The organism is Kocuria kalidii (assembly GCF_044462225.1).
GTDB lineage: Bacteria > Actinomycetota > Actinomycetes > Actinomycetales > Micrococcaceae > Kocuria > Kocuria kalidii.
Genome location: NZ_JBISWJ010000057.1, coordinates 23,792 through 35,603, shown reverse-complemented (window position 1 = coordinate 35,603; position 11,812 = coordinate 23,792). Strand labels below are relative to the sequence as shown.

Annotated in this window: 9 protein-coding genes; 8 read left to right on the top strand and 1 reads right to left on the bottom strand. The window is 73.6% G+C overall.

Features of this window, described 5'->3' with window-relative positions:
* Positions 1-39: 39 nt before the first annotated feature.
* Positions 40-804 carry an IclR family transcriptional regulator domain-containing protein gene (locus tag ACH9D3_RS08360; RefSeq protein ID WP_396410567.1) on the bottom strand — a complete coding sequence of 255 codons (765 nt, stop codon included), beginning with the start codon at positions 802-804 and terminating at the stop codon, positions 40-42.
* Positions 805-1,021: 217 nt separating this feature from the next.
* Between ACH9D3_RS08360 and ACH9D3_RS08355 the strand changes: the two genes are divergently transcribed.
* The 8 genes from ACH9D3_RS08355 (at position 1,022) to ACH9D3_RS08320 (ending at position 11,474) form a co-directional block, all read left to right on the top strand.
* Positions 1,022-2,443: an NAD-dependent malic enzyme gene (locus ACH9D3_RS08355; RefSeq protein ID WP_396410566.1), complete on the top strand. Its 1,422-nt coding sequence runs from the start codon at positions 1,022-1,024 to the stop codon at positions 2,441-2,443.
* Positions 2,444-2,492: 49 nt separating this feature from the next.
* Positions 2,493-4,109: a malate synthase A gene (gene aceB, locus ACH9D3_RS08350; protein WP_396410565.1), complete on the top strand. Its 1,617-nt coding sequence runs from the start codon at positions 2,493-2,495 to the stop codon at positions 4,107-4,109.
* Positions 4,106-5,458 carry a DUF6986 family protein gene (locus ACH9D3_RS08345; RefSeq protein ID WP_396410564.1) on the top strand — a complete coding sequence of 451 codons (1,353 nt, stop codon included), beginning with the start codon at positions 4,106-4,108 and terminating at the stop codon, positions 5,456-5,458. Before aceB ends, ACH9D3_RS08345 begins: the two co-directional genes overlap by 4 nt.
* A 1-nt stretch (position 5,459) precedes the next feature.
* Entirely contained in the window at positions 5,460-6,281 is an 822-nt protein-coding gene (locus tag ACH9D3_RS08340) for a bifunctional allantoicase/(S)-ureidoglycine aminohydrolase (RefSeq protein WP_396410563.1), read from the top strand.
* 237 nt (positions 6,282-6,518) lie between these two features.
* A complete protein-coding gene (locus ACH9D3_RS08335; RefSeq protein ID WP_396410562.1) occupies positions 6,519-7,313 on the top strand; it encodes a TIM barrel protein in 795 nt (264 codons plus the stop codon).
* Positions 7,314-7,411: 98 nt separating this feature from the next.
* A complete protein-coding gene (locus tag ACH9D3_RS08330; RefSeq protein ID WP_396410561.1) occupies positions 7,412-8,317 on the top strand; it encodes a 2-hydroxy-3-oxopropionate reductase in 906 nt (301 codons plus the stop codon).
* Between the two features lie 81 nt (positions 8,318-8,398).
* A complete protein-coding gene (gene gcl / locus ACH9D3_RS08325) occupies positions 8,399-10,174 on the top strand; it encodes a glyoxylate carboligase (RefSeq protein WP_396410560.1) in 1,776 nt (591 codons plus the stop codon).
* Between the two features lie 46 nt (positions 10,175-10,220).
* Complete coding sequence (locus ACH9D3_RS08320) at positions 10,221-11,474, top strand: glycerate kinase (RefSeq protein WP_396410559.1); 1,254 nt, start codon at positions 10,221-10,223, stop codon at positions 11,472-11,474.
* Positions 11,475-11,812 lie beyond the last annotated feature (338 nt).

Below are 11,812 nucleotides of genomic sequence, written 5' to 3'. Positions count from 1 at the left end.
GCGGGGGCGGGCCGGGTCCGCCGCGGGCGTGTCCGGGTCTCAGACCCGCACGGGCATCAGCTCCGCGGCGATCGCCTCGGCCGCCCGGCGGAGCACGGGCACGGCCCGGCGGCCGAACTCCTCGTCCACGCGGGACACGGGCCCGGAGACGGAGATGGCCGTGGGCGTCGGCGCCCCGGGCACCGCCATCGCGTAGCAGCGCACGCCGAGCTCGGTCTCCTCGTCGTCGATCGCGTAGCCGCGCTCCCGGACCCGCTCGAGGTCCGCGAAGAGCTCCTCGAGGGTCCCGATGCTCCGGGGCGTGGGCGTGGCCATGCCCGCGGCGCCCACGATGGCGCGGACCCGCTCGTCCGGCAGGGTGGCGAGCATCGCCTTGCCCACCCCGGTGTCGTGGGTGTCGGCCCGGCGCCCCACCTCCGTGAACATGCGCATCGACCGGCTGGACTGCGCCTGGGCGATGTAGACGACCTCCTGGCCGTCGAGCACGGCCATGTTCGCGGACTCGCCGAGCTCGGCCACGAGCTCGTCCAGCCGGGTGCGGGCGGCAGAGCCGAACTGGCGCCCGGCGGCCTCCCCCAGCAGGATCAGCCGCGGACCCAGCGCGTAGTTGCGGCTGGGGAGCTGGCGGACGTACCCGGAGGGCACCAGCGTGCGGAGCAGCCGGTGGATGGTGGGCAGCGGCAGCTGCACGGCGGCGGCGAGCTCGCTGAGCGACATCTCGCCGCCGGCCGCGGTGATGACCTCGAGGAGCTCGAACACGCGCTCCACCGATTGCACACCGCCCGAGGCAGGTCGTGTGGTCATGGTCTCCCGATCTCTTCGTCGTTCCTCTTCGTCGTCCCTCTTCGTCGTCGAGGTCCTGGCGGCTGGGCACCGGGCGGTCCGTGCTGGGCCGGCCTTCCGTGACAGGCGTCACCGGAACGTCTTGCGGACCTCCGCAGTGTCCCATAATATCCATAATACGGAATTTTCATTCCACGATCCGGTTGAAACCGTCATCCCGAGTCCCCACGGAGGAACCATGGCCACGCCCAGTCCCGGCTATTCGATGATCCTGCGCGTCGAGGCGCCGGCCGGCCTCACCGTCACCAGCGAGCTCGCCGCCGCGGCGGCGACGGCGGGCGCCGCGGTGACGGCCCTCGACGTCGTCGAGTCCCACCCCCACCACGTCGTCGTCGACGTCAGCTGCAACGTCGCGGACGCCGCGCACCGCGACGAGGTGCGGGACGCGCTCGCCGCCGTCGAGGGCGTGGAGGTCCGCAAGGTCAGCGACCGCACGTTCCTCATCCACCTCGGCGGCAAGATCGAGGTGACCCCCCGCGTCTCCCTGCGCAACCGGGACGACCTCTCCCGCGCCTACACTCCAGGGGTCGCCCGGGTGTGCACCGCCATCGCGCAGAACCCGGCCGACGCCCGCAGCCTCACCATCAAGCGCAACACGGTGGCCGTGGTCACCGACGGCACCGCGGTGCTCGGCCTGGGGGACATCGGCCCGGCGGCCGCCCTGCCCGTCATGGAGGGCAAGGCCGCCCTCTTCAAGGCCTTCGCCGGCGTCGACGCGTGGCCCGTGTGCCTCGACACGAAGGACACCGACGAGATCGTGCGGATCGTCAAGGCCCTGGCCCCCGTCTACGGCGGGATCAACCTCGAGGACATCGCGGCCCCGCGCTGCTTCGAGATCGAGGCGCGGCTGCGCGAGGAGCTCGACATCCCGGTCTTCCACGACGACCAGCACGGCACCGCCGTGGTGGCCCTCGCCGCCCTGTACAACGCCCTGCGCGTGGTGGACAAGCGCCTCGAGGACGTGCGGATCGTCGTCTCGGGCGTGGGCGCGGCCGGGCACGCGATCATCCGTCTGCTCACGGCCAACGGCGCCGGGGACATCGTGGCGTGCTCCCGCCACGGCGCGATCCACCGGGGCGAGACGTACGCGGACGCCCACCGGCAGTGGATCGCGGAGCACACCAACCAGGCCGGGTTCTCCGGCTCGCTCCGGGAGGCGATGGCCGGGGCCGACGTCTTCATCGGCGTCTCCGCTCCCGACCTGCTCGACGAGGCGGACGTGGCCGCGATGAACGACCGCGCGGTGGTCTTCGCCATGGCCAACCCGGATCCGGAGGTCGACCCGGCCGTGGCCGCGGAGCACGCCGAGGTGGTCGCCACCGGCCGCTCGGACTTCCCGAACCAGATCAACAACGTCCTCGCGTTCCCCGGCCTGTTCCGCGGCCTGCTCGACGCCGGGGCCACGGACATCACCACCGGGATGCTGGTGGCCGCCGCCCGCGCCATCGCGGACTGCGTCGCCGAGGACGAGCTCAACGCGAGCTACGTCGTCCCCAGCGTCTTCGACCCGGCCGTCGCCCCCGCGGTCGCCGCCTCCGTGCGCGCCACCGCGGAGGCCGCCGGCGCCACGGCCGGCACCACGACCGCTGCCAGCGGCTGACCCCGCCCCGGACCGCCCACCGACCCACCAGCCACCAGGAGGCATTCCCATGACCACCACGAGCACCGTCGAGCACACCCTTCCCGAGGGCCTGGACCGCGCCGGCGAGATCCTCACCGACGACGCCCTCCAGTTCGTCGCCGAGCTGCACCGCCGCTTCGGACCCCGCCGGGCCGAGCTGCTCGGCGCGCGCGAGGAGCACCGCCGCCGTGCGTCCGAGACCGGCAGCCTGGACTTCCTCCCGGAGACCCGGGGAGTCCGGGAAGGGGACTGGACGGTCGCCCCGGCCCCGCCCGCCCTGCAGGACCGCCGGGTCGAGATGACCGGGCCCGCCTCGCCGGCCAAGATGGCGATCAACGCGCTGAACTCCGGGGCCAAGGTCTGGCTCGCCGACCTCGAGGACGCCTCGAGCCCCACCTGGCACAACCAGGTGGACGGCATCCTCAACCTGCGCGACGCCGCCCGCGGCACCCTGAGCCACACCTCCCCGGAGGGCCGGAGCTACACCCTGCGCCAGGACGCCCCGCTCGCCGTGGTCGTCACCCGGCCGCGCGGCTGGCACCTGCCCGAGCACAACGTCACCGTGGACGGGCAGCCGGCCTCCGGCGCGCTCGTGGACTTCGGCCTGCACTTCTTCCACACGGCGCAGCAGCTGCTCGCCAACGGCCACGGCCCGTACTACTACCTCCCGAAGCTGGAGTCCGCCCTCGAGGCGCGGCTGTGGAACGACGTGTTCACCTTCGCCGAGGAGCGCCTGGGCATCGAGCACGGCACGGTCCGGGCGACCGTGCTCATCGAGACGATCCCCGCCGCGTTCCAGATGGAGGAGATCCTCTGGGAGCTGCGCGAGCACGCCTCGGGGCTCAACGCGGGACGCTGGGACTACCTGTTCAGCATCATCAAGTACTTCCGGGACGCCGGCGAGCGGTTCGTCCTGGCGGACCGCTCCACCATCACCATGACGGCCCCGCTGATGCGGGCCTACACCGAGCTGCTCGTGCGGACCTGCCACCGCCGCGGTGCCTTCGCGATGGGCGGCATGGCCGCCGTGATCCCGAACCGCCGGGACCAGGAGGCCACCGAGGCAGCGTTCGCCAAGGTGCGCGCGGACAAGACCCGTGAGGCCCAGGACGGCTTCGACGGCTCCTGGGTGGCCCACCCGGACCTCGTGCCCACCTGCCGCGAGGTCTTCGACGGAGTCCTCGGCGAGAAGCCCAACCAGGTGGACCGGCTCCGCGAGGACGTGCAGGTGAGCGCCGAGCAGCTGCTCGACGTGCCCAGCGCCGGACGTGTGAGCACCCAGCAGGAGCTCGCGGCCAACCTGTACGTGGCGATCCGCTACACCGCCGTGTGGCTGTCCGGCAACGGGGCCGTGGCCATCCACAACCTGATGGAGGACGCCGCGACCGCGGAGATCTCCCGCTCGCAGATCTGGCAGCAGATCCGCAACGGCGTGGTCTACGAGGACACCGGCAACACCGCGACCCGCGAGCTCGTCGCCGAAGAGCTGGAGCACCAGAAGGAGCTGCTGCGCGCCGAGGTGGACGAGAAGTCCTTCAACGCGTACTTCGCACCCGCCGCGAAGCTGATCGCCGACCTCGTCCTGGACGAGGAGTACGTCGACTTCCTCACCCTGCCCGCCTACGACCTCGTCGAGGGCCGGTGAGCGGCGCGGCCACGAGCCTGCCCGCGGAGTTCGGCCGGCGCGCCGAGCAGCTGCTGACGGACACCGACGCGGCCCTGGAGCGCTGCTTCCCGGGCGACGACGGGTCGCGGCAGCCGCTGCACACCTGCTACGTCCCCGCGGACCTCGTGACCCCGGCCACCGCCCGCGACTGGGGCGGGGCGGCACGGGCCGCCGCCGAGGAGGCCGGCGGGCTCGCCGCTCTCGCGGAGCTGGCCGGGCTCGAGGAGCCGCTGCGCGGGGAGGTCGTGGCCCGCACGGAGCGCAAGCTGCGCGAGGAGCCGGTCGAGGACCTGCGCCTGGACCTCGAGGACGGCTACGGCGAGCGCCCCGACGCCGAGGAGGACGGGGCGGCCGTCGGCGCCGCCCGCGCCGTCGCCGCGATGGCGCTGTCCCGGCACCGCGGGGACGCCCCGCAGCCGGCGTTCGCCGGGATCCGCTTCAAGTGCCTCGAGGCGGCGACCCGTGACCGGGGACTGCGCACACTGGACCTGTTCGTGAGCACCCTCGTGCGCGAGGGGGGCCTCGCGGCGGCCGGGGTGGCCGAGGACGGGCTGCCGCCGGGCCTGGTGCTGACCCTGCCCAAGGTCTCGGCCGTGGCGCAGGTCGAGGTGATGGTCGAGGCGTGCCGCGCCCTGGAGGAGGCCCTGGGGCTGCCGGACGGACGGCTGCGCTTCGAGATCCAGATGGAGACGGCACCCATGGTCCTGGGGCTCGACGGCACGTGCCCGATCCCGGCGATGCTGCGCGCGGCCGGGGGGCGGGTCACGGCCCTGCACTACGGCACCTACGACTACTCCGCCTCGCTCGGTGTGGCCGCGGAGTTCCAGTCGATGGAGCACCCCGTGGCCGACCACGCGAAACAGGTCATGCAGGTGGCCGTGGCCGGGACGGGCGTGCGCCTGTCCGACGGGTCCACCAACCGGCTGCCCGTGGGGGACCCGGCCCAGCGGAGCGAGGCCTGGGCCCTGCACGCACGCCTCGTCCGGCGCTCCCTGGAGCGCGCCCTGTACCAGGGATGGGACCTGCACGCGCACCAGCTGCCCACCCGGTTCCTCGCGAACTACGCTTTCTACCGCGGCTCGTTCGACGCGGCCGCGCACCGGCTGCGGGTGTACCGCAGCCGGTCGGTACCCGGCATCGAGGCCGCCGACGTCGCCGACGAGCCCGCGACCGCCCGCGCGCTGGCCCGGTTCGTCCACCGCGGCGTGCTGTGCGGGGCGATCGGCGAGGAGGAGCTGGAGTCCGCGGCCGGCCTCGGCGTGCAGGAGCTGGCCACCCTCGCCCACCCCGGCACCACCGTGCGCACCCCGACCCCTGGAGGCTCCTGAGATGACCGACCGCAGCTACTACGCGCCGCACGGCGGCCACCCCGACCAGACCCAGCTGCTCACGGACCGGGCGATGTTCACGGAGGCCTACGCGGTGATCCCGCGGGGGACCATGCGGGACATCGTGACCAGCCGGCTCCCGTTCTGGGACGACACCCGGGTCTGGGTGCTCGCCCGGCCCCTGTCCGGCTTCGCGGAGACCTTCTCCCAGTACATCGTGGAGGTGGCCCCCGGCGGCGGCAGCGACCGGCCCGAGACGGAGTCCGGCGTGGAGGGCGTGCTGTTCCTCATGGAGGGGACGCTCGTCCTGACCGTCGACGCGGAGGAGCACGAGCTCGCCCCCGGCGGCTACGCGTTCCTCCCCCCGGAGTGCGAGTGGACCGTGCGCAACGCCGGCGACGAGCCCGCCCGCTTCCACTGGATCCGCAAGGCCTACGAGTACGTCCGGGGCGTCGAGGTCCCGGAGCCGTTCGTCACCAACGAGCAGGAGGTCGAGCCGACCCCCATGCCGGGGACCGACGGCGCATGGGCGACCACGCGCTTCGTGGACCCGGACGACGTCCGGTACGACATGCACGTGACGGTCGTGACCTTCGAGCCGGGCGCGGTGATCCCCTTCGCGGAGACCCACGTCATGGAGCACGGCCTCTACGTTCTGGAGGGCAAGGCCGTCTACCGGCTCAACCAGGACTGGGTCGAGGTCGAGGCCGGCGACTTCATGTGGCTGCGGGCCTTCTGCCCCCAGGCCTGCTACGCGGGCGGCCCGGGCCGTTTCCGGTACCTGCTCTACAAGGACGTCAACCGGCAGATGAAGCTGCGCTGACCCACGGCCCCGCGCCCTCCCCGACCGGACCCCGCGCCACGTCCTCGCCGTGGCGCGGGGTCCGTCCACGTCCGGGGCCGACCAGGACCTCCGGCCCGAGCCACGGCCTGAAACGAATCTTTCACCAAGGCGTTGACCTGGGTCACATGGCGCCGTAGCATTTCCACAAGACAGAAATACTATTCCGCGATGTGAAAGACGCGCCCTGCGCGTCGATCCCCGACCCGGGAGGACCCGATGTCGTACACCGTCAACTGCTCCATCCTCTTCACCGACCTGCCGCTGCTGGAACGCCCCGCGGCCGCCGGGGCGGCCGGCTTCGACGCCGTCGAGTTCTGGTGGCCCTTCGGGGCCTCGGTCCCCGCCGACCGCGACGTGGACGCCTTCGTGGACGCGGTCGGGAACGCCGGGGTGCGGCTGAGCGGACTGAACTTCCAGGCCGGTGACATGCCGGGCGGCGACCGCGGGCTCGTGTCCTGGCCCGGCCGCGAGGCGGAGTTCGCCGAGAACGTGGCCGTGGTCGCCGCCATCGGCGAGCGCACGGGGTGCCGGGCCTTCAACGCCCTGTACGGCAACCGGCAGTCCGAGCACTCGCCCGAGGCCCAGGACGAGCTCGCCGTGTGCAACCTCGTGGCCGCGGCCGAGGGCGTGGCCGGGATCGGCGGGACGGTGCTCCTCGAACCGGTCTCCGGGGCGCCCGCGTATCCGCTGAGGACCGCGCAGGACGCCCTCGACGTCATCGCGGAGGTCCGGGCCGCCGGAGCCGGGAACATCGGGCTGCTCGCCGACTTCTACCACCTGGCGGTCAACGGCGACGACGTCGACGCCGTGATCGAGGCCCACGCCGCCGAGTTCGGGCACGTCCAGATCGCCGACGCCCCCGGGCGCAACGAGCCCGGCACGGGCGCGCTGCCGCTGCAGCGCTGGATCGACCGCAGCCGCGAGCTCGGCTACCCCGGGCTCGTCGGCCTCGAGTACAAGGCGTCCCAGCAGGACCCCTTCGCCTGGCTCTCCGCGGTGGCCTCGGCATGAGCGCCGCCTCGGCCCAGCACCACACCCCCGCCCGGCCCGGCTCCCCGCGGACCGGTGCCTCCCGGCCCGACTCCCCGCAGCACAGTGAGGACAGCACCATGACCACCAGCAGCGCCACCACCACGACCGTCACCGTCATCGGTCTCGGGATCATGGGCCTGCCCATGGCCCGGAACCTCGTCGAGGCCGGCTTCGACGTCGTCGGCTTCAACCGTTCGCAGGACAGGATCGACCAGCTCGTCGAGGCCGGCGGCACGGGCGCGTCCAGCGTGGCCGAGTCCGTCGCGAACGCCGACGTCGTGATCACGATGGTCCCGGACTCCCCGGACGTGGAGGACGTCGTGACCGGCGAGGACGGCGTCTTCGCCAACGCCGCGCAGGGCACCGTCTGGATCGACGCGAGCTCCATCCGCCCGGACGTGGCCGCACGCCTGTCCCGGGAGGCCGTCGAGCACGGCCTGCGCCCGCTGGACGCCCCCGTCTCCGGCGGCGAGCAGGGTGCCGTCGACGCCGTGCTCTCGATCATGGTCGGCGGCGAGGCCGCGGACTTCGAGGCCGCCCGCCCGGTGCTCGAGGCCGTCGGCAGGACCGTCGTGCACGTGGGCCCCGCCGGCTCCGGGCAGACCGTCAAGGCCGCCAACCAGCTGATCGTGGCCGGCAACATCCAGCTCCTCGCGGAGGCCGTCGTCTTCCTCGAGGCCTACGGCGTGGACACGGACGCCGCTCTCGAGGTCCTCGGCGGCGGCCTGGCCGGCTCCAAGGTGCTGGACCAGAAGGGCCGGAAGATGCTGGACCGGAACTTCGATCCCGGCTTCCGCCTGCAGCTGCACCACAAGGACATGGGCATCGTGACCTCCGCGGCCCGTGAGGCCGGCGTGGCCGTGCCGCTGGGCGCCGTCGTCGCCCAGCTCGTGGCCGCCACCGTCAACAGGGGCGACGGCGGACTCGACCACTCGGGTCTGTTCAAGCTCGTCGAGGAGCTCTCCGGCCGATCCGGCCACTGACCCGATCCGGCCGCTGACCCGCCCCACCCCGCCCCACCGCTTCCCGACCCGCTCCCGGGTCCCGCCTCCAAGGAGTTCATCATGGCCAGAATGCGCACGGTCGACGCCGTCGTCGCCATCCTCGAGAAGGAGGGCGCCACCGAGGCCTTCGGCCTGCCCGGCGCCGCCATCAACCCGTTCTACTCGGCGATGCGCGCCCACGGCGGCATCCGGCACACCCTCGCCCGGCACGTCGAGGGCGCCTCGCACATGGCCGACGGCTACACCCGCGCCGCCCCCGGCAACATCGGGATCTGCGTCGGCACCTCCGGTCCCGCCGGCACCGACATGATCACCGGCCTCTACGCCGCCTGGGCGGACTCCGTCCCGATCCTGTGCATCACCGGCCAGGCGCCGGTGGCCAAGCTGCACAAGGAGGACTTCCAGGCCGTGGACATCTCCTCCATCGCGGCGCCCGTCACGAAGATGGCGATGACCGTGCTGGAGCCCGGCCAGGTCCCCGGGGCCTTCCAGAAGGCCTTCCACCTCATGCGCTCGGGCCGGCCCGGCCCGGTCCTGCTGGACCTGCCCCTGGACGTGCAGCTCGCCGAGATCGAGTTCGACGTCGAGGCCTACGAGCCGATGCGCCCGGACCGCCCCGCGGCCACCCGGATCCAGGCCGAGAAGGCCCTCGACATGATGTTCGCCGCGCAGCGCCCGCTCATCGTGGCCGGCGGCGGGATCATCAACGCGGACGCGTCCGGGAAGCTGGTGGAGCTGGCCGAGCTGCTCGACGTCCCCGTCGTCCCCACGCTGATGGGCTGGGGCGCCATCCCCGACGACCACCCCCTGATGGCGGGCATGGTGGGCCTGCAGACCTCCCACCGCTACGGCAACGCGACGTTCCTGGAGTCCGACTTCGTGCTCGGCATCGGCAACCGGTGGGCCAACCGGCACACCGGCGGCCTGGACACCTACACCGCCGGCCGGAAGTTCGTGCACATCGACATCGAACCGACCCAGATCGGGCGCGTGTTCTCCCCGGACCTCGGCATCGTCTCGGACGCGGGCGCGGCCCTCGAGGTCCTGCTCGAGGTGGCCCGCGAGCGCAAGGACCGCGGCGCCGTCCCGGACCGGGACGGGTGGGTGCTGGACTGCGCCCGGCGCAAGGGATCCCTGCAGCGCAGGACCCACTTCCCGGACGTCCCGATCAAGCCGCAGCGCGTGTACGAGGAGATGAACACCGCCTTCGGCAAGGACGTCACGTACGTCTCCACGATCGGGCTCTCCCAGATCGCCGGCGGCCAGCTGCTGCACGTGTACGGCCCGCGCCAGTGGATCAACGCCGGCCAGGCCGGCCCCCTGGGCTGGACCGCCCCGGCGGCCCTCGGCGTGGTGCGCGGCAAGCCGGGCCGGACCGTGGTGGCCCTCTCGGGGGACTACGACTTCCAGTTCATGGTGGAGGAGCTGGCCGTCGGCGCCCAGTTCAACCTGCCGTACCTGCACGTGGTCGTGAACAACTCCTACCTGGGCCTGATCCGCCAGTCCCAGCGCGGGTTCTCGATGGAGCAGAACGTGTCGCTGGCGTTCGAGAACATCAATTCCCCCGAGACGGAGGGCTATGGTGTGGATCACGTCAAGGTGGCCGAGGGGCTGGGCTGCAAGGCCCTGCGGGTCACCGACCCGGAGAAGCTCCAGGAGTCGTTCGCCGAGGCCCACGAGCTGATGGAGCGCTTCCGGGTGCCCGTGGTGGTGGAGGTGATCCTGGAGAAGGTCACCAACATCTCCATGGGCACGGAGATCGACGCCGTGGTGGAATTCGAGGAGCTGGCCGCGCGCGGCGAGGACGCCCCCACCGCGATCGCCCTGCTCGACTGACCCCGCCGGCCCCGTGCCGGCACCCGACCAGGACAGGAGGACCGACGTGCGCGTCGTCGTCGCCCCGGACAAGTTCAAGGGCTCGCTCGAGGCCCCCGACGTGGCTGCGGCCCTCGAGGCAGGGATCCGCTCGGTGGACCCCTCGGCCGCGGTGGTCCGGCTGCCGGTGGCCGACGGCGGCGAGGGCACCCTCGAGGCCGCCCTCGGCGCCGGGTTCACCGCCTGGCACGTCACGGTGACCGGTCCCGTGGGGCAGCCGGTCGAGGCGCGGTTCGCCCTGCGGGACCGCACCGCGGTCGTGGAGATGGCGCTCGCCTCCGGGCTCGAGGCCCTGCCCGTGGACGAGCACGGGGAGCCCGTCCTCGACGCCGGCGGCGCGACCAGCCGCGGCACGGGCGAGCTCGTCCGCGCCGCCCTCGACGCCGGGGCCGGGCACGTGGTCCTCGGCGTGGGGGGCAGCGCCTGCACCGACGGCGGGGCCGGGCTGCTCCAGGCCCTGGGCGCCCGGCTGCTGGACGCCCGGGGCGAGGAGCTGGGCCGGGGCGGGGCCGCCCTGGCCCGCCTGGACCGCGTGGACCTCGCCGGCCTCGACCCGCGGCTGGCGGACACCGAGTTCGTCCTGGCCGCCGACGTCGATCACCCGCTGCTGGGCGAGCGCGGCGCCGCGGCGGTCTTCGGCCCCCAGAAGGGCGCGGACCCCGGGCAGGTGCGCGCGCTCGACGCCGCCCTGGCCGTGCTGCGGGACCGGCTGGGCGACGCCCTCGGCGAGAGCGCCCGGCACGCGGCGGACGCCCCCGGTGCCGGCGCCGCGGGCGGCGTCGGCTACGCGGCGCTCGCCGTGCTCGGCGCCCGCCGCCGCCCCGGCGTGGAGGTGGTCTTGGAGTTCGTCGGTCTCGCCGACCAGCTCGCCGGGGCCGACCTCGTGGTCACCGGCGAGGGCAGCCTGGACGAGCAGTCCCTCGGCGGGAAGACCCCGCTGGGAGTGCTCGGCACCGCCCGGTCCGCGGGCGTGCCCGCCGTGGCGGTGTGCGGGCGGACCACGCTGGAGCCGGGCGTCCTGCACGAGGCGGGATTCCTGCGGACCTACGCGCTGACCGACATCGAGCCGGATCCGCGCACGTGCATGCGGGAGGCCGCGCGGCTGCTGCGGCAGGTCGGCGGCCGGATCGCCCAGGACCTCCCCGATCTGCTCCCCGTGCCCGGCACCGCGGCCGCGCACCCCACCCCCGCGGCGGCCGGCGACGATGCCGACGCCGACGACAGAGAAACCGACGTCGAGGACAGAGAGGACTCCCCGTGACCGACCCGCAGAAGCCGGCCGACCCTGACAGCGCGGACCAGCGGCGGACCGGCCGCCCCGGCGCCCCGCAGGCGGAGCCGTCCCCGGTGCAGAGCCCGCCGGGAGCCACCCACGGCGTCGGCCAGGAGACCGGCCAGGACACCGCCCACGACATCGCCCAGGAGGACTCCGCGCGCTCGGTGACGAAGCCCCCCGCGGCACAGGACGCCTTCGAGGCGGAGCAGGCCCGCCTGCTGGAGGTCAGCGAGGACGTCAACGACCCGGACCGCATCCGCCGCCTGATCGCCGAGCACCGGCGGCAGCACGGGACGGCAGCCGACGGCGCCGGATCCCCGCGC